17 protein-coding genes are annotated in these 17,021 nt (G+C 66.2%); 9 read left to right on the plus strand and 8 right to left on the minus strand.

Annotated elements, in window-relative coordinates:
* Window positions 1–47: 47 nt before the first annotated feature.
* Entirely contained in the window at window positions 48–2,009 is a 1,962-nt protein-coding gene (locus GRI62_RS10005; RefSeq protein ID WP_131453216.1) for a M1 family metallopeptidase, read from the minus strand.
* Window positions 2,010–2,193: 184 nt separating this feature from the next.
* Between GRI62_RS10005 and GRI62_RS10010 the strand changes: the two genes are divergently transcribed.
* Both GRI62_RS10010 and GRI62_RS10015 read left to right on the plus strand, forming a co-directional pair.
* Window positions 2,194–3,096 carry a hypothetical protein gene (locus tag GRI62_RS10010; protein ID WP_131453217.1) on the plus strand — a complete coding sequence of 301 codons (903 nt, stop codon included), beginning with the start codon at window positions 2,194–2,196 and terminating at the stop codon, window positions 3,094–3,096.
* Between the two features lie 53 nt (window positions 3,097–3,149).
* On the plus strand, window positions 3,150–4,034 hold the full coding sequence (locus GRI62_RS10015; protein WP_131453218.1) for a glycoside hydrolase family 16 protein: 885 nt from the start codon (window positions 3,150–3,152) through the stop codon (window positions 4,032–4,034).
* Between the two features lie 11 nt (window positions 4,035–4,045).
* Here GRI62_RS10015 and GRI62_RS10020 read toward each other — a convergent pair whose 3' ends face one another.
* Genes GRI62_RS10020 through hemF form a run of 3 tightly spaced genes read right to left on the minus strand, consistent with a single transcriptional unit; the run spans window position 4,046 to window position 6,927 of the window.
* Window positions 4,046–4,726, minus strand: coding sequence for a potassium channel family protein (locus GRI62_RS10020; protein ID WP_131453219.1), 681 nt, complete (start codon window positions 4,724–4,726; stop codon window positions 4,046–4,048).
* On the minus strand, window positions 4,716–6,047 hold the full coding sequence (locus tag GRI62_RS10025; RefSeq protein WP_131453220.1) for a TrkH family potassium uptake protein: 1,332 nt from the start codon (window positions 6,045–6,047) through the stop codon (window positions 4,716–4,718). Before GRI62_RS10025 ends, GRI62_RS10020 begins: the two co-directional genes overlap by 11 nt.
* 25 nt (window positions 6,048–6,072) lie before the next feature.
* Window positions 6,073–6,927, minus strand: coding sequence for an oxygen-dependent coproporphyrinogen oxidase (gene hemF, locus GRI62_RS10030; RefSeq protein ID WP_131453221.1), 855 nt, complete (start codon window positions 6,925–6,927; stop codon window positions 6,073–6,075).
* A gap of 45 nt (window positions 6,928–6,972) precedes the next feature.
* On the opposite strand from hemF, the gene pdeM reads away from it, so the two are divergent.
* From pdeM to GRI62_RS10045, 3 genes are all read left to right on the plus strand, one after another.
* A complete protein-coding gene (gene pdeM / locus GRI62_RS10035; RefSeq protein ID WP_131453222.1) occupies window positions 6,973–7,680 on the plus strand; it encodes a ligase-associated DNA damage response endonuclease PdeM in 708 nt (235 codons plus the stop codon).
* A 122-nt stretch (window positions 7,681–7,802) separates the two neighbouring features.
* Window positions 7,803–8,324 carry a translation initiation factor IF-3 gene (infC, locus tag GRI62_RS10040; RefSeq protein WP_131453223.1) on the plus strand — a complete coding sequence of 174 codons (522 nt, stop codon included), beginning with the start codon at window positions 7,803–7,805 and terminating at the stop codon, window positions 8,322–8,324.
* A gap of 37 nt (window positions 8,325–8,361) precedes the next feature.
* The gene (locus tag GRI62_RS10045) at window positions 8,362–8,958 is read left to right on the plus strand and encodes a hypothetical protein (RefSeq protein WP_131453224.1); all 597 of its coding nucleotides are present in this window, start codon (window positions 8,362–8,364) and stop codon (window positions 8,956–8,958) included.
* Between the two features lie 12 nt (window positions 8,959–8,970).
* Here GRI62_RS10045 and GRI62_RS10050 read toward each other — a convergent pair whose 3' ends face one another.
* A complete protein-coding gene (locus GRI62_RS10050; RefSeq protein WP_131453225.1) occupies window positions 8,971–9,627 on the minus strand; it encodes a hypothetical protein in 657 nt (218 codons plus the stop codon).
* A gap of 130 nt (window positions 9,628–9,757) precedes the next feature.
* Between GRI62_RS10050 and GRI62_RS10055 the strand changes: the two genes are divergently transcribed.
* The 3 genes from GRI62_RS10055 to GRI62_RS10065 all read left to right on the plus strand — a co-directional run bounded on the left by GRI62_RS10055 (window position 9,758) and on the right by GRI62_RS10065 (window position 13,805).
* Window positions 9,758–11,170 (plus strand): SLC13 family permease, encoded by a 1,413-nt coding sequence (locus GRI62_RS10055; protein ID WP_131453226.1) that lies wholly within the window; start codon window positions 9,758–9,760, stop codon window positions 11,168–11,170.
* 141 nt (window positions 11,171–11,311) lie between these two features.
* Entirely contained in the window at window positions 11,312–12,643 is a 1,332-nt protein-coding gene (locus GRI62_RS10060) for a cystathionine gamma-synthase family protein (RefSeq protein WP_131453227.1), read from the plus strand.
* Window positions 12,644–12,884: 241 nt separating this feature from the next.
* Window positions 12,885–13,805 (plus strand): hypothetical protein, encoded by a 921-nt coding sequence (locus tag GRI62_RS10065; protein ID WP_131453228.1) that lies wholly within the window; start codon window positions 12,885–12,887, stop codon window positions 13,803–13,805.
* A gap of 330 nt (window positions 13,806–14,135) precedes the next feature.
* Here GRI62_RS10065 and GRI62_RS10070 read toward each other — a convergent pair whose 3' ends face one another.
* Window positions 14,136–14,663, minus strand: a complete 528-nt coding sequence (locus tag GRI62_RS10070; protein ID WP_131453229.1) for a J domain-containing protein — start codon at window positions 14,661–14,663, stop codon at window positions 14,136–14,138.
* A gap of 172 nt (window positions 14,664–14,835) precedes the next feature.
* Here GRI62_RS10070 and GRI62_RS10075 point away from each other — a divergent pair, with 172 nt between their 5' ends.
* The gene (locus GRI62_RS10075; RefSeq protein ID WP_131453230.1) at window positions 14,836–15,021 is read left to right on the plus strand and encodes a hypothetical protein; all 186 of its coding nucleotides are present in this window, start codon (window positions 14,836–14,838) and stop codon (window positions 15,019–15,021) included.
* Here the strand turns inward: GRI62_RS10075 and pal are convergent, their stop codons facing one another.
* Together pal and tolB are read right to left on the minus strand one after the other, a co-directional pair.
* Window positions 15,022–15,546 (minus strand): peptidoglycan-associated lipoprotein Pal, encoded by a 525-nt coding sequence (gene pal, locus GRI62_RS10080; protein ID WP_131453231.1) that lies wholly within the window; start codon window positions 15,544–15,546, stop codon window positions 15,022–15,024.
* Between the two features lie 67 nt (window positions 15,547–15,613).
* Complete coding sequence (gene tolB, locus GRI62_RS10085) at window positions 15,614–17,020, minus strand: Tol-Pal system beta propeller repeat protein TolB (protein ID WP_373282975.1); 1,407 nt, start codon at window positions 17,018–17,020, stop codon at window positions 15,614–15,616.
* Between the last annotated feature and the right edge of the window lies 1 nt (window position 17,021).

A 17,021-nucleotide genomic window follows, 5' to 3' on the forward strand; every position in this document is an offset into this window, starting at 1 on the left:
GAGACGCTGGCCGACTCCAGCCGCCAGCGCCTTGCCCACCCGGTTGACTAGTTCACGCTGGCCGCCTCGCCGCCTGCTTCATACCCGACGATGCCATCCACGTTGCCGCGCGTCATCGAGTGATAACCGGCACGGGTATCGTCGTAGATGCCGGTCGCGATGCGCTGACCCCATTCGCCGGTATCCCACAAGGCCTGGAACAGCGGGGCGACGAACTTGTTGCGCCCCACCCGTGCAAGGAACTCGCGGGCCTGCGGCACGGCCGGCTCATACTCGTTGCGCAGCGCGGCTTCCAGCCAGAGGAACAGGATCTCGTTGTTGCCGGAACGCGACAACGAAAGCGCACGGTCAAGCGCGGCGAGATCATCGGCGCTCAGTCGTTCGGGCAGTTCAGCCAGGAAGCGGCGTTGCTCCGCCGCTGTCCAGCCACGCCATGTGGTGGCCTGCGGCAGGGCCTTCGATGCGGCGTAGGCGGTAACGGCCGCATCCACCTCGGCAAAGGCGGCGGCGTCAGGGCGCACCACGTTGTCAGGGATGCCGGTGCCATAGACCCATTCGTCGAGCATCAGGCGTTCCTCCAGCTCGGCATCGCCAGCCACGAGGTCTTCGCGCAGGGAGGCGAGGAACATCTCCGACGTCGCCGGCTGGAAGGCATGGCTATCGAACCAGTTGGTCAGCCATTCGTCAAAGGCCTCGCGCCCGACAGTGGCCTCAACCGTCTTCAGGAACGCCGTGCCCTTGTCGTATATGGCCTCCCCCGCCGTGTCGAACGGGCTGGTGCCATCGGGCGTGCGCATGGCGGTGAGCGGGCTGTCGGCGCCGTTCGTCTCGACCATGTCCTCCAGCGAGGCGAAGCTCAGCGCGTATTCCTGCTCGGCCCGGTCCTCGCCATAGACCTGCTCGACGATGCGGTTTTCGATGTAGCTGGTAACGCCTTCGTTCAGCCAGCCATCGCGCCAGCTGGAATAGGTGACGAGGTTGCCCGACCAGCTGTGCGCCAGTTCGTGCGCGACGAGGCCGTTATTCGACCGGTCGCCGGCGATGAAGGTCGGGGTCAGGAAGGTGAGCGTCGGGTTCTCCATCCCGCCGTAGGGGAACGACGGCGGCAGCACGATCATGTCGTAACGGCCCCAGCGATATTCGCCGAAGAGGCCGATGCCGGCATCGATCAGCTCTTCGGTATCGCCCACTTCCTCGGCAGCGGCGGCGAGCATTTCGGGTTCCGCCCAGACGCCCGATCGGGCACCCACCTCGGCGAACTCGATGTTTCCGGCGGCGAGCGCGATGAGATACGGCGGGACCGAGTTGTCCATCGTGAATTCGAAGGCGCGGCGGCCGTTTTCGAGTTCCTCGGGATCGCCGCGGCTGATGCCGGACATCACCACGGTCAGTGGCTCGGGCGCAGTGATGCGCGCTTCCCAGGTCTGCCGGATGCCGGGCGAATCCTGCGTCGGGATCCAGCTGCGATTGAGGATCGCCTGCCCCTGGCTGAACACGAAGGGATAGCGCCCGCCGGCGGTCTGTTCCGGATCGAGCCATTGCAGCGCCTCGGCTTCGGGCGCGCTGGCATAGGCGATGACCACCTGCTGCAGGTCCGGGCCGGTGCTCTGCCCCAGCTGGATGGTGATCGGCTCACCCTTTTCCGCATTGCCGGGATCGGCTGCACCGATGGTGAATTGCAGATCGTTGCCCTGCCCGTCGGTCACACCGCCGATGACGAGGCCGTTGGAATCGAGCACCACCTCGCGCGCACCCTGGGCCGCCTGCACATCCAGCGTGGCCGTACCCTCGACCCGCCGCGCCTCGAAATCCAGATCGAGATCGAGCGCCACGTGGGTGACCCGCGCCTCGGCAGGGCGGGCGTAGGTGAATTCATCGATGGCCTGCGCGCTCGTCAGAATCGGGGCGATCACGCGCTCCTCCTCAGGCAACTGGTCTGCGGTACAGGACGCGGCGAGCAGCGGGAGGGCCATCAGGCCGGCATGACGGAAAGGAATGAAAAGGCGCATGAAATCTCCGGAACTCTGCGATATGAGGCACGTCATAGCAAATCGTCTGCTCGTGTCACCGGTTCGTCGAGGGGTGCTCGCCGAACCGGCCGCTTTCAGCGATTGCTCATCCTGCGCTCATGACGCGCAAGGCATTGCAGGCCACGGATGTATTGGGGCTGCATGACACAGGGAATATTTGCCGATGCAACGCTTTCTACTCGCAACCGCCGCTGCCTTGGGCACGCTCGTCGCCATGCCGGCTGCAGCCCAGCAGGACGATGGCGACGCCATTATCGTCCAGGGTCAGCGCGTCGATCCAGCGGACGTCCGCAGCGTCACGCGCGAGGTGACGGTGGGGGCCAATGCCACGCAGTTTCCGCTGGCACGTTTCCAGCGGCCGGTCTGCCCGGGCGTATGGGGTCTTTCCCCCGATAACGCGCAGGTCCTGCTGAACCGTATCGTGGAAAACGCCCGGGCCGCTGGCGTCATGGTGAGCGAAGAACCCGATTGCGGCGCCAACGTGTGGGTAGTCGTCACCGACGATGTCGACGCCACGTTCGAGCGCCTGCATGACGAGGATTCGTTCATGACGCGGCACCTCACGCGCCCGCAGCTTCGCCGGGTGCGCGACCAGGAAGGTTCGGCACGGGCGTGGAACGTCACCTCTGACCGCAACGAGAACGGAGAGCGCATCGCCACGGGGTACGAATATGCCCAGGCCGTACAGGAAGCGCGGACCTTGGGATTGCCGCCCCCTGCCAATCCGGTCGATTCCATGTCCCGCATGGAAACCGGCATGCGCATCGATATCGAGCTGTCGGTCGTGCTGATCGAACGATCGGCGATCGCAAACCTCGATGCCCACGCACTGGCCGATTACGCCACCATGCGTCTGCTCGCCTACACCGAACCGCCGCGCGAGGAAGGCGCGGTCTCAACGGTACTCAGCCTGTTTTCGCCCAACGCATCCGAATACGCGGCCGATCGCATGACGCCTTTTGACAGCGCGTATCTGCGCGCGTTGTACGAGAGCGATCCCACGCGTCCTGCGCGGATGGCGTTGGGGAGCGTCGTGGGCCAGATGGACGAACGCGGACGCGAATAAGCCACGCACCTTCGCTAGTGACAGGCAGCGGGCGGCGGTATAGACCTTTTGGTATGAGAACGTTCCCAGCCGCCATCGGCCTGCTCGCCCTCGCCAGTCTCTCAGGCTGCGCCGCTACCCTACCGGCTCCGCCGCTCGGTTCCGAAGGGCGCGCCCTGGTGTTCTCCGACGAGTTCGACGGCGACACCCTGGACCGCACGAAATGGGGCCCGGTGGGGCCGGACTTCTGGGTCAACTACGAACAGCAGGCCTATGTCGATGATCCGCGCGTGATCCGCTTTGCCCAAGGCATAGCCGGGGCCGATGGCGGCGTGCTGGAACTGCGGCCGGTGTGGGCACCGGGCGAAGACCCCAATGCGGAGCGCAGCGCAGACTTCCTGTCCGGCCGCCTGACCAGCCAGGGCAAGTTCGATTTCACCCACGGCCGGGCCGAGGCGCGCATCCGGATGCCCGATGCGCGCGGGGTGTGGCCCGCCTGGTGGGCACTGGGCAACGAACAGTGGCCGCAGACCGGCGAGATCGACATCATGGAATACGTCGGCGAGGCAGGCTGGACCGCGGTTGCCGTGCACGGCCCCGGCTATTCGGGCGATACGCCGATCGTGGATCGTTACTACTTCGAAGGCGATACCGACGTGACCGACTGGCATGTCTACGCCGTCGAATGGACGCCGGAATACATGAGCTTCCAGATTGACGGGCGCGAAACCTATCGCGCCACCCGCGCCATGATCGAGCATTATGGCGAGTGGCGCTTCGATACGCCCAAGCACCTCATCCTGAATTTCGCCATGGGCGGGGCCTACCCGCACAAGGTCAACGGGATCGACGCGCCCTACCCCGGAATACCGCAGGAGACGGTCGATCGCGTGCGCGCGGGCGAGGCTGACCTGGCGATGTATGTGGACTGGGTGCGGGTCTACGCCCCCGCGCGATAGGCAGCAGCCGCTCAGGCGCTCTTCGGCGGACCGGTCAGCGCGCTGAACGCCTCGATCCGGTCGATGCGGCCAGAGACGACCAATTCGTCATCGGGCAGGATCAGCGTGTCGGGCACGGCGTGGAGAAAATCCTCGCCCTCCCGCTTCACGCCCACCACCGTCACCTCGTAACGGCTGCGGCACGCGCTCATCATCAGCGGCAGGCCGACGACGGGCTCGGGCGCCTTCAGGCGGGCGATGGCGAACTGGTCGCCGAAGCCGATGAAATCGAGCAGCCGTTCGTTGACGAGGTGCGCCACCCGCTCCCCCATCTTCTGTTCGGGGAAGACCACGTGGTGGGCGCCGGTGCGCTCCAGGATGCGGCCGTGGTGCTCGCTGTTCGCCTTGGCCCAGATGTTCGGAATGCCGAGATCGGACAGCGCCAGCACCGTCAGCACGCTGGCCTCGATATCGCTGCCGATGCCGACGACGGCAGTCTTGAACTCTGCCGCGCCGAGGCGCTTCAGCGTGTCGATCTCGGTGCAGTCGGCTTCCACCACGTGGGTCAGTCGGCTGGCATGATCGCGCACGATCTCGGGATTCATGTCGGTGCCCAGCACCTCGTGCCCCATGCGTTCGAGCGTGGTGGCGACGTTGCTGCCGAAGCGGCCGAGGCCGGTCACGAGCACGGGTTCGCGTCTGTCAGCCGACAATGGGATTCTCCTCTGGATAACGATAGGGCCGGTCGCTGCCGCCCAGCGCCAGCGCGGTGGCCGCGGTAATGGTGCCCACGCGCCCGACGAACATCAGGACGGTCAGCACCAGCAGGGCCGTGTCCGGCAGGCTTGCGGTAATCCCGGTCGACAGGCCGACGGTGGCAAAGGCAGAAATGACCTCGAACAACACGTCGGCAAGCCGGATGCCGGTGACCGACATGATATACATGGTCGCGCCGACGATCAGCATCATCGCGATGAAGGCCACGGTCAGCGCCTGGCGCTCCACCGCGTGGCCGAATCGGCGGCCGAACATGCCCGCATCGCGACGGCGCAGCACCTCGGCCAGCACGATGGCGGCGAGCACCATGAAGGTCGTCACCTTGATGCCGCCCGCGGTGCCCGCGCTGCCGCCGCCGATGAACATCAGCACGTAGTTCACCACCAGCGTCTCGTCGCGAAAGGCGCTGACGTCCAGACTGTTGAACCCCGCCGTGCGCGGCATGACCGCGTGAAAGAACGCATTGAGCGCCTTGGTGGCGAGCGGCATGGGGCCAAGCGTATCGGGATTGCTCCATTCGGTCGCCAGCGTGGCCACGAACCCGCCGACGAGCAGCAGCGCCGTGCCGGCCAGCGTCATCTTGGAATGCAGCGTCCAGCGGCGGGTATCCAGCCGATGCTCGCGCCAGTCCTCCATCACCGGAAAGCCCAGCGCCGAAATGACCACCGCCAGCGCGATGGGCATCAGGATCAGCGCATCTCCCTGAAAACCCATCACGCTGTCGGAAAAGGTGGAGAAGCCGGCGTTGTTGAACGCGCTGACCGAGTGAAAGACGCCCTGCCACAGGGCGGTGAGCGGTGCCATGTCCCAGCCGATGGCGAACCGCAGGGCAAGGATGGCAGCTACCGTCAGTTCCACCGTCAGCGTGATGCGGAATATCAGCCGCAGCAAGGAGGCTGTGTCCGACAGGTTCAGCCGATCCCGCTCCACCCGGGTGGCCATCTTGCTGCGCAGGCTGAACCCGCGCCCGGCCATCAGCCCCAGCAACGTGGCCGCCGTCATGATGCCGAGCCCGCCAATCTGGATGAGCAGCAGGATCGTTCCCTGCCCGAACGCGGACCAGTAGGTGCCGGTGTCCACCGTCACCAAGCCCGTCACCGCCACGGCAGAGGTAGCATGGAACAGTGCGGTCACCGGATCGGTGAAGCGCCCCTCGGCGCTCGAGATCGGCAGCATCAGCACTACCGTGCCCACGGCGATGAGGCCAGCGAACAGCAGCGGGATCAGCCGCACGGGATCGCGAAGGACGCGGGTCATCGCCTTGCAATGCCGCGCGTGCGGTTTAGCTCCACGTGACCTCGGGCGGCAGACTCATCAGGATCGCATCGATGTTGCCGCCGGTCTTCAGGCCGAACAGCGTGCCGCGATCGTAGACCAGGTTGAATTCGACGTAGCGCCCGCGCCATTCGAGCTGCTGCGCTTTTTCTTCCGCCGTCCATTCCTGCCCCATGCGCTTCCTGACGATGGCGGGGAAGGCGTCCAGAAAGGCCTCCCCCACGTCGCGGGTAAAGGCGAAGTGGCGCTGGAAGGCCGCCTCGTCGTCGCACTCGAGGTGGTCGTAGAAAATGCCCCCCACCCCGCGGTGAACGTTCCGGTGCGGCAGGAAGAAATACTCGTCCGCCCACTTCTTGAACCGTTCGTAATAGGTCGGATTGTGTGCGGCGCAGGCGGCCCGCAGGCGGGCGTGGAAAGCCTCGGTATCCTCGGCGTAAGCGATCGGCGGATTGAGGTCCGCGCCGCCGCCGAACCAGGCGCTTTGCGTGGTCAGGAAGCGGGTGTTCATGTGGACCGCGGGCACGTGGGGGTTGGCCATGTGGGCGACCAGGCTGATGCCGGTGGCGGTGAATTCGGGCGCTTCCGCGCTCGCGCCGTTGACGCTGGCGGCGAACTGCGGTGCGAATACGCCGCTGACGGTCGAGACGTTGACGCCGACCTTTTCGAACACGCGCCCTTTCATCACTCCGCGCACCCCGCCACCGCCGTGGCTGCCATCATCGGTGTCGCGGTTCCAGGCGATGTAGTCGAAGGCGGCGTCCGATCCTGCCTCGCGCTCGATCGCCTCGAACGCGGCACAGATGCGGTCTCGCAGGGTTTCGAACCAGTGGCGCGCTTCGTCCGTTTGTCGTGACCAATCCATGTAGGCGCTCTTGCCAAAGCGGCGGGCGGGCGGCAAGGGGCGCGCGTGGTTCCCGTTTCGTTCGCCTTTCCCTTTTGCGGGGACGAGTTTCGCCTCGTCCAGCAACGTGCGCTGTTCTGGCCGCGCGAAAACGCGCTGCTGGTGGCGGACCTGCATCTGGAAAAGGCGAGCTTCTTCGCCCAGCACGGACAACTGCTGCCGCCCTACGACAGCCGCGAAACGCTGGAGCGCGTGGCCCTCGCCATTCGTGAGACCGGGGCGAAGCGGGTCTATACCCTCGGCGACAACTTCCACGATTCGGCCGGCTCCGGGCGGATCGAGGAGCACGCGGCGGGAATGCTATCTGCCCTCACCCGCATGGTCGACTGGGTGTGGATCACCGGCAACCACGATCCGTCGATGGAGGCAAACAGCGGCGGCACGATCGCCGTCGAACTGGAACTGCACGGCATGGTGCTGCGCCATCAGGCCATGCGGGGGGAAACGCGGCCCGAGCTTTCCGGCCATTACCATCCGCGCGTGCAACTGAAGATCCACCACCGCCATATCCGCCGCCCCTGCGCGGTGGTGGCGCATAACGCCAATCAGACCTGCGGGCGGATGATCCTGCCCGCCTTCGGGGCGCTGACCGGCGGCATGGACGCGGCGGACCCGGCGATCCTGAAGGCGCTGCAACCTGCCACCGCCATCGACGCGGTCGTGCCGACCAGGCAGCGGCTGGCGCGGTTCCCGCTCTGGCGCACTGCGGCATAGGCGCGGCATAGGCGCGGCATAGGCGCAGCCATACCCTCTGGCGCTTCCCCCGGTTACGCCTTACATAGCACACAGCAAAACCGCAGAATCAGGAGCGACCCATACCACGTCCACCCCGCCGCATGATGGCCCCGCCGGTCAAGACCGGTCCGAAATACGATGAGTTCATCCAGTCCGACAAGGTCCGTGTCATCGACGACAACGGCGAGAACCTGGGCGTGATGTACACCAAGGAAGCCATGGAGCAGGCGGCCGAGGCTGGCCTGAACCTCGTCGAGGTTTCGCCGACAGCGAACCCGCCGGTGTGCAAGTTCCTGGATGTGGGCAAGTATCGCTACGAGGCCCAGAAAAAGGCCAATGCGGCGCGCAAGACGCAAAAGACGCAGGACATCAAGGAAATCAAGATGCGTCCGAACATCGACGATCATGATTACGATGTGAAGATGCGCGCGATGAACAAGTTCATCGATCAGGGCGACAAGGTGAAGGTCACCCTGCGGTTCCGCGGTCGTGAAATGGCGCACCAGCACCTGGGCATGGATCTGCTGAAAAAGGTGCAGGAAGACATGGTCGAAACCGCCAAGGTCGAGGCATTTCCGCGCCTGGAAGGGCGCCAGATGCTGATGGTGATCTCACCTAAATAGGCGGGAACGGCACGCGGGCCGAACGGGTTTGCATTTCATGTCCAGGCTCGCCCCGACCCTCGCCCTTCCGCTCTTCATGCTTGCGGCCTGCGATGCAGTGCCCGCCGAGAGAGCGCTGCCTGTCGAAAGCGCCGATGCGGGCAACCCTTCCGACACGACCCGTCCGGTGGCCCCTCCTCCGGTCGCCAGCGCGACGACCGACCCGGCCGACGGCGTGAACGATGGCGTTCCCGATCTCATCCCCGCCCCGCTGACGCCCGAGGCCGAACGCACGGAAACCGGCGCGCGCAACGTGCTGCTCGCCTTTGCACGGGCGATCGAGCTGAGGGAATGGGACCAGGCGTGGACGATGATGAGCGAGGCCGACCGCCAGCACTGGGACAAAGCCGAATTCGCCGCCCTGTTCGCTGACCTTCACGACATCACGGTTGCCGTGCCGACGGGAACGATGGAAGGGGCCGCCGGATCATCCTTCTACACCGCGCCAGTAACGATCACCGGCGCCGATCCCGATGGGCGCCCGATTGCCTATACCGGCGAGATCGTGTTGCGCCGGGTCAACGATATCGACGGCGCCAGCCCGGAACAGCTACACTGGCATTTCGAAAGCACAACGCTGGACTGGACGCACTAGACCTCTCCGCAGCTAGAACACCGTGAAATCGAGCAGCGTGAAACGCGCAGGCATGGTGGCAAACACCCCGTGGCCGCGGAACATCCGCGACCCGAAGGTGAGACCGATGGTCCCGGCGGAACCGAGCATGGCGGCAAATTCGCGCGGATTGCGCTGGCGGTCGGAACCCATCACCGAAATCCAGTTGGCGTCGAACATGACGGTGTGTTCGTGCTCCCCCGGGGACAGTTCGAACATCGTCTCGTTCGGGGAATACCAGCGCGCGAATTCGCTCCGCCCGCGCCCGCGCCAGTCGTCTCCGGCCGCCTGGAGATAGAGCGAAACGGTGCCGGGCAGATCGGGCGTCTCCTGCGGAACGAAGCGCGCCCCGCGCCGCGCATCGATGCGATAACGAAAGCGAATGCCGCGCGCCCCGCCCAATGGGCCGGCGGGGCGGGTGATGTAATGCACGTGACCGTCACTCGCGCGCGGTCCTGGAAAATCGAAATACCACCCGCGCCCGGCCGCCGTGGGATGGTCGGGCATCCCGACCGAATAGTTGCGCCCACGGATCACCGGGCCGATCTGCCAATCGATGGCTGGGCCCCCCGCTTGCCGGGCGAGTGCAGGAACGGCGTGGACGGCGACTGTGGCGCACGCGGCCGAAGTGAGGAAGTGGCGTCTGTTCATTAAGCCTGATTAGCCCCTCACCACTGATGCAAACCTGATCGCGCCGTTGTGTTGCAGACAGCTTTGGCGGCTTGAAGCAAGGGCGCAAAGGCCTAGGGTACGCCGGGGATAGCGGGGGACGAACAGGCGCATGACCGCAGCACGCATCGGCTTCTGGCTGGGTCCGGCCCTGTTCGCGGCCACGCTGCTGCTGCCCCCGCCTGCCGGCATGGCCCCGCAGGCCTGGTGGATGGCCGGGCTGGTCGGCTGGGTCGCGGCATGGTGGATGACCGAAGCCCTGCCGCTGTCGGTCACCGCGTTGCTGCCGTTTGCCATAATCCCGCTTACCGGCGCGATGGACGCCAAGGCCGCGGCCAGCGCCTATTACTCCGACATCATCTTCCTGCTGCTGGGCGGGGCCTTCATCGCCCTGGCGATAGAGCGCACCGGCCTGCATCGCCGGCTTGCGCTGTTCCTGCTCGGCTTGGCGGGAACCGGGGGCGGCCCGTTCCGCCTGCTGCTGGCGGTGATGGTGGCGACAGCCGCGCTTTCCATGGTCATCTCGAACACCTCCACCGCGCTCATCATGATGCCGGTCGCGCTGGCCGTGCTGGCGGGCGGCGGCATGATGGAGGGCGAGCAGGATGGCATGAGCGGCGCCCTGCCGATGGGCATCGCCTTTGCCGCCAGCATCGGCGGGCTTGGCACGCTGGTCGGTTCGCCCACCAACGCCATCGCCGTGGGTCTGGTGGACGAGGCACTGGGCCTGCGCATCGGCTTTGCCCAGTGGAGCCTCTACGGGCTGCCGCTGGTGCTGGTCAGCGTGCCGCTTGCCGCCTGGCTCATCGCCCGGGTCCAGAACATTGCTGCCCATCCTTTCGACAGTGCCGCCGCGCGCGCTGCCGTAGGCCGCCATGGCGCCTGGTCGAGCGCGGAGCGGCGGATGGTCCCGGTAGTGGCGACGACCTTTGCGCTGTGGATGGCCCAACCGTTGCTCGATCCGCTGCTGCCCGACGGCGCGCTGACCGAAGGCGGGGTGGCGGTGGTCGCCAGCCTGGCGCTGTTCATGCTGCCGGACGGAGCGGGCCGCCCGCTGCTGACGTGGGCGGAGGCCGAACGCGCGCCCTGGGGCGTGCTGCTGATGTTCGGCGGCGGGCTGGCGCTTGCAGCGGGCATGAGCGCATCCGGCCTGGCCGACTGGATCGGCCGGCAGCTACTGCCGCTGGAGGCGCTGCCGATCATTGCCACCGCCGCGATCATCGTGGCCCTCGTCATCGTCATCACCGAATTTGCCAGCAACGTCGCCGTCGCATCGGGTTTCATCCCGGTCGTTGCCGCGCTGATCCCGGCGCTGGGCGCAGACCCGCTGTTGCTCGCCATGCCGGTGGCGATGGCGGCGAGCTGGGGCTTCGCGCTGCCCGCCGGCACCGGGCCGAACGCGATCGCATGGTCCACCGGGCGGCTGGCGCTGCCCCGGCTGATCCGCGCCGGGCTGGCGCTGGACGCGGCGGGCGTCGTGCTCATCGTGGGCACGGTGGTCCTGGTTTCATGGGCAACCGCTTGATGCGCCGGCAGCGTGCCTCTAACAGGGCAGCAGATCGCCTGCCGGCGCAGAGGCGTCCCTGCGGAGGTTAGGGACGGGCGGCCCGGCGCGCCTTATCAGCTCCTGCCTTCCTGGGAGTGCCAAGTCAGGAAGGAAGCCGCCATGGCCGATCACGACAGCGACCCGATGAATGCGGTCGATACCCCCACCCCGCGCCGCAAGCCCAAGCAGGAAATCACCGAGATCGGTGGCCGTCCCCTGAAACCCTCCACGCTGATGATGGGCCATGGCTACGATCCGGCCCTGTCGGAGGGTTCGCTAAAGGCCCCGATCTTTCTCACCAGCACCTTTGCGTTCGAGAACGCGGCAGCGGGCAAGCGGCATTTCGAAGGCATCACCGGCAAGCGGCCCGGCGGCGCGGAGGGGCTCGTCTATTCGCGCTTCAACGGGCCCAACCAGGAAATCCTGGAAGACCGCCTGGCCATCTGGGACGGGGCGGAGGATGCGCTGTGCTTTTCCTCCGGCATGACGGCGATCGCCATCCTGATCCTGGCCGCGTGCAAGACAGGCGACGTGATCGTCCATTCCGGACCGCTCTATGCCGCGTCGGAGGGCTTCGTCGCCAAGGTCATGGCCCGCTACGGCGTGCGCTATGTGGATTTTCCCGCCGGCGCCACGCGCGAACAGCTGGACGCGGTGATGGTCCGTGCAAAGGCCATGGCCGATGAAAGCGGCGGCGAAGTGCCGCTGATCTACCTCGAAAGCCCCGGCAACCCGACCAACGCGCTGGTCGACGTGGAAGCGGTCAAGGCCGCGCGTGACGCGCATTTCGATCCCGATCGCTGCCCCATCGCCATCGACAATACCTTCCTCGGCCCCCTGTGGCAGCGCCCGCTGGACCAGGGTGCGGATCTCGTCGTCTATTCGCTCACCAAGTACGTGGGCGGCCATTCGGATCTGGTGGCGGGCAGCGTGTCCGGCGCCAAGCGCTGGATCGACGCGGTGCGCGCGCTGCGCAACACGATGGGCGGCATCGCCGATCCGAACACTGCCTGGATGTTGCTGCGCAGTCTGGAGACGGTGGAACTCAGGATGCAGCGCGCGGGCGAGAACGCGGAGAAGGTCTGCGCCTTCCTCAGCCAGCATCCCAAGGTGGAGAAGCTGGGCTATCTCGGCATGATCAAGGATCCGCGCCAGCAGGACATTTACGAACGGCACTGCCTGGGTGCGGGCAGCACGTTCTCCATGTTCATCAGGGGCGGCGAGGCGGAATGCTTCGCCTTCCTCGATGCGCTGAAGGTCGCCAAGCTGGCGGTGAGCCTGGGGGGCACGGAAACGCTGGCCAGCCACCCGGCCAGCATGACGCACCTCTCGGTCGCCGAAGGCCGGCGTGCCGAACTGGGCATTGCCGATAATCTGGTGCGCGTTTCCATCGGCATCGAGGACCCGGAAGACCTCATCGCCGATTTCGCGCAGGCCCTCGACGCGGTCTGATCGGCGACGTGGGCTGACCGTCTGCAAATGATGGGGGGCGATGGGGGGCGATGGCCCTGCCATCGCCCCCCATTCACGCACCCGCTCTCCACGCGCGCACCCTGCCCGGGTCGGCGGCGAAACGCGACCTAAGCGCTTGCCCCGTGCACCATCGGACAGCTAAGGGACAGGAACGGCGGCGTAGGGCCGCGCTTATCCATTCTGCAAATTGGTGAACTTCGTGAACTTGGACGGCAAAAACGTGCTTCGCAAACTCGGTCTCCTCGTCGGCGTCGCGGCATGCGGCGCGCTGGTCGTCTCCTGCGGCGGGGGCGGCAGCGATTCCGAACCGGAGCCGACCGACACCAGCACCGCGACCCCCACGCCCACGCCGACCACGGCGGTCGACTTCTCGCTTACCACCGCGATAGAGGCGACCAGCACCAACACCGGGCTCATCTACGCCTTCTTTACGCCCACCGGCGGAGCGGAAACGTTCAGCGATTCCAGCCGCCTGCCCGGCACGGCCTCGATCAGCCTGAAGTTCGCGCCCGAAAGCGCCACCTTCGCCTTCCCCGACCTTTCGGACGCGGCTGTCTTTGCCGGCAGCACGCTTTCCAGCGCGTCTGCCACCCAGCGGGTCTATACCGACGGCAACCGCAGTCTCACGTTGCAGCGGCCCTTCTCGCAATCGCTGCGCGCGATCTACCAGATCGGCGGACAGGCCTTTACGCAAGGGACCACGGCCGGCACGCTGCGCAGCCAGCGCGTGGCGCTGTTCTTCAACACCGTGACGACCACCACGGCGATCGCCAACACGCTCAGCTACACCGGCACCCCGCAGGCCGTAGGCGGCACGCCCGGCACCACGCCAGCGGGCATCATCACATCGCCCGCCGTGACGTTGACGGTATCGGCGGGGACGACCAACACGCTCACTGGCACCATCAACCTGTTCCAGACAATCAACGGCACCACCACGCAGGTCGGGGCCTTCCCGATCAGCGCCACGGTGGGTGCCAACGGTGCCTTTGCCGGGACGATCGACGACAACACCTACAACCTCGACGGCAACTTCGCCGGTGCGCTGGCCGGTGCCAATCGCGACGAGCTGGTGCTGCTGTTCAGCGTGGCCAATACCACCGACAAGCGCGAGTACGTCGGCACGCTCATCGGCGACTAGGCGTCAGGGCCGCGCGTTGCCGTAGCTATAAGGCGCAAGCGCGGGCAAGGGACGGCCGAACTTGTCATACAGCGTCCCGCGATGACGCGGGACGTGCGGCGGGCCGGGGTTTATGTCATGCCAAGGGTCGTGTTCGGCTGTGTCTACCCCAGCGCCCGCTGGCGGCTGTGCTAATCGTTCCATCATCGCATTCCCCCTCGAATCGATCATGACGCGAAAGAGTGACCCCAAGGGGTTACGAAATCATTTCGCCCGCTTTGTTTCCTTCGCATTGCGATCGTGCCTGACCCCGGCAAAAGATCGGTCGGGCTGCCGCGGTAGAGGCCCTGCTCAGGCGCCCTTCCATTCCCGCCGCTCCTCAGCCGCCTTCAGCACCTCGTAGGCCAGTTGCAGTTTCTGGAACTCGTTTGCCGCATCCGCGTCGCCCGGCTTGACGTCGGGATGCACCTTCTTCGCCCTTGCGCGCCATTCGCGCTTGATCGCGGCGAAATCGGCGTCGGCTTCCAGCTCGAACACCTCCAGCGCGCGCATCTCGTCAGCCGAGCGTGATCCGTCGCCGCTGCCGCCCCAGCCATAATGCTGCGCCTCGGCATAGCCGGCATTCTCGCTGCGCTCCGCCTTGGCGCGGCTTTCCGCCTCCTCCTTGTCGAGACCCTGGAAATAGTCCCAGCCCCGGTTGTATTCGGCCGCGTGGGGTTGGCAGAAATACCAGCGATCCTTGCTGTTGGGGCTTTTGGGAGCGGGACAATCGCCCTTCTCCTCGCACCCGTGGCGGTCGCACAGGCGGACGGGCGCGGCCTCCCGGCTGCTTTCGTATCCGCGCCAGCGGGGGAAGCCCCAGTCGCTCGAACGGGCCATCAGTTTGTAATTTCGCAGACATGCATCGACCCACTATAGGGAGCGTAGCGGCGCAGGTGAACCGCCTTGCGCGCGACGTGGGCATTTCGATACAAATGCATGCAAAAGGCCGCATTGCAAATGACGGTCCGGTGGCTACCTGCAAGCCCATGTTCCCGTCCCGAGACCCTGCATGAGCAAACAACTGGCCATAGCGGCATCGGCATCCGTCCTTGCGATGGCGGCCTTCGTGCTGTGCGCCACGCCGGTCCGTGATGCCAGTGCGGGCCTGGGCGCACACGAAACGGGCGCGACGATCGAAGCCGCCGCGCCCGCCGTGGACCGGATGTTTCCGATCCTCTCTGACCTGTTGTTCTGATCAGCGCGTGACCATCACCGTGACCGAGCGACGGTTGCGGGCCCAGGCTGCATCGTTGGTGCCGGTCGCCACGGGGCGTTCCTCGCCATAGCTGACCACGGTCAGCCGGTTTTCCGGCACGCCGAGGCTGACGAGGTAGTTCTTGGCAGAGGTCGCGCGCCGTTCGCCCAGCGCCAGGTTGTAATCGCGCGTACCGCGTTCGTCCGCATGACCTTCAACCGTGGCGCGGGCAGCGGTGTGCTGCAGCAGGTATTCGGCCTGACGACGCAGCGCCACGGCATCCTCGCTGTCGATGTTGTAGCGGTCGGTATCGAAGAAGATCGTATCCGCGCCGGACATCGCCTGGCTGAAGTGCGACTGCGAGCCGGGGCCGCCCATTGCACCGTTGCCGCCCATGCCGGGGGTCGGCGTCGGCGTGGTGACCGTATCCTGCGGCAGCGGCGGGGTGCTTTCGGGCGGATCCTTCTTGCACGCGCCGAGCGCGAGGGCGCTGGCGAGGGTCAGGGCGATTGCATAACGGTTCATCTCATCTCTCTCCTTGATACCGAGTTTGGGCGGGCGGGTTGCGACCCCACGTGAAAAGATAACGGCGTTACGGCAGGACCGGGCCCCAGGCCGGGTCAGACGCGCCGACCGGAGTGCGCAACTGGCGCTCGTTCTCGCCGGTCAGGTCGACCTGCCAGATCGTGGGCTCGCCGCTGCCGCGCTCGACACGGAAGAACTGGATGATGCGTCCATTTGGTGCCCAGCTCGGCGCCTCGTCCTGCCAGGCGTTCGTCAGCGTGCGCATGTTGCGTCCGTCGGGGCTCATCACCGCGATATGGAAATCGCCGACGATGTGGGTAAAGGCGATCTGGTCACCGCGCGGGCTCCATTCCGGCGTGGCGCAACGTCCGCCGAAGAAGCTGATGCGCCGCTGGTTCGATCCGTCGGCGTTCATCACATAGCATTGCTGCGTGCCCGACTGGTCGCTCTCGAACACGATCTGCCGGCCGTCGGGCGAGTAGGACCCGCCCACCTCGATCGCCGGGCCGTTGGTCAGCCGTTCCGGCGTGCCGCCGCCAGCCGCGGAAACGCGATAGATGTCGGTGTTTCCGCCGATCGCCATCGAATAGAGGATCCAGCGCCCGTCCGGGCTCCAGCGCGGGGCAAAGGTCGGGTTCGAACTCTGCGTCACCAGCGTCTGGCGCCCGGTGTCGATGTGATAGATGTAGATGCGCGGGTTGCCGTCCACGTAGGAAAGATAGGCGATGCGCGAATAATCGGGCGAGTAACGCGGGGTCAGCGCGGTCGACTGGCCGTTGGTGATGAAGCGGTGGTTGGCGCCATCGCTGTCCATGATGGCCAGGCGCTTCACCCGGTTGTCGCGCGGGCCGGTCTCCGCAATGTAGGCGATGCGGCTGTCGAAGAAGGGGCTTTCACCCGACAGGCGCGAGTAGACGAGATCGGCGCAGCGGTGCGCGGCACGCCGCCACTCGCTCGGCTGCACGACCCAGCCGGCGCGCGCCTGCTCCTGCTGCAACTGCACGTCGTAGAGGTAGCAACCGATCGTCAGCCGCCCATCGGGATTGGCCCGCACATAGCCCTGCACCAGCATTTCCGCGCTGCGCCCTTGCCACACGTTCCACGCCGGCGCGGTAATCTGACCATAGCTGGGTCGCGGCAGGGCGTCAGGGCCGACCGGACGGAACAAGCCGTTGCTGCGAAGATCGTTGTAGACGATGCGCGCCAGCTCCAGCCCGAGCGCGCCGGTGCCCTGCGCATTGGCGGGCGTGGCGACATCGGAACTGGTGGCGAAGCTGGCAATGGCGATCCCCAGCTCCTGCCACGGTGTATCGTCGGTGACGGTGCCGGTCAGCGGGCCGTCGTCCTGCTCCACCGTGATATCCTGCGGGACAGTGACCTCGCGGTTGGCGGCGGGATTGAGGTCGCTGGTCTGCGCTGCTGCGGGCAGCGGCGCCAGGACAACGGCGAGGAGCGCGAAAAGTGAGGTCTTCATG

The organism is Aurantiacibacter arachoides (assembly GCF_009827335.1).
Classification (GTDB): domain Bacteria; phylum Pseudomonadota; class Alphaproteobacteria; order Sphingomonadales; family Sphingomonadaceae; genus Alteraurantiacibacter; species Alteraurantiacibacter arachoides.

What these genes read in the sequence shown, in the direction of transcription:
- GRI62_RS10005 (WP_131453216.1), bottom strand. Translation starts at nt 2,009, where the DNA reads ATGCGCCTTTTCATTCCTTTCCGTCATGCCGGCCTGATGGCCCTCCCG.
- GRI62_RS10010 (WP_131453217.1), top strand. Translation starts at nt 2,194, where the DNA reads ATGCAACGCTTTCTACTCGCAACCGCCGCTGCCTTGGGCACGCTCGTC.
- GRI62_RS10015 (WP_131453218.1), top strand. Translation starts at nt 3,150, where the DNA reads ATGAGAACGTTCCCAGCCGCCATCGGCCTGCTCGCCCTCGCCAGTCTC.
- GRI62_RS10025 (WP_131453220.1), bottom strand. Translation starts at nt 6,047, where the DNA reads ATGACCCGCGTCCTTCGCGATCCCGTGCGGCTGATCCCGCTGCTGTTC.
- hemF (WP_131453221.1), bottom strand. Translation starts at nt 6,927, where the DNA reads ATGGATTGGTCACGACAAACGGACGAAGCGCGCCACTGGTTCGAAACC.
- infC (WP_131453223.1), top strand. Translation starts at nt 7,803, where the DNA reads ATGATGGCCCCGCCGGTCAAGACCGGTCCGAAATACGATGAGTTCATC.
- GRI62_RS10045 (WP_131453224.1), top strand. Translation starts at nt 8,362, where the DNA reads ATGTCCAGGCTCGCCCCGACCCTCGCCCTTCCGCTCTTCATGCTTGCG.
- GRI62_RS10050 (WP_131453225.1), bottom strand. Translation starts at nt 9,627, where the DNA reads ATGAACAGACGCCACTTCCTCACTTCGGCCGCGTGCGCCACAGTCGCC.
- GRI62_RS10055 (WP_131453226.1), top strand. Translation starts at nt 9,758, where the DNA reads ATGACCGCAGCACGCATCGGCTTCTGGCTGGGTCCGGCCCTGTTCGCG.
- GRI62_RS10060 (WP_131453227.1), top strand. Translation starts at nt 11,312, where the DNA reads ATGGCCGATCACGACAGCGACCCGATGAATGCGGTCGATACCCCCACC.
- GRI62_RS10070 (WP_131453229.1), bottom strand. Translation starts at nt 14,663, where the DNA reads ATGGCCCGTTCGAGCGACTGGGGCTTCCCCCGCTGGCGCGGATACGAA.
- GRI62_RS10075 (WP_131453230.1), top strand. Translation starts at nt 14,836, where the DNA reads ATGAGCAAACAACTGGCCATAGCGGCATCGGCATCCGTCCTTGCGATG.
- pal (WP_131453231.1), bottom strand. Translation starts at nt 15,546, where the DNA reads ATGAACCGTTATGCAATCGCCCTGACCCTCGCCAGCGCCCTCGCGCTC.
- tolB (WP_373282975.1), bottom strand. Translation starts at nt 17,020, where the DNA reads ATGAAGACCTCACTTTTCGCGCTCCTCGCCGTTGTCCTGGCGCCGCTG.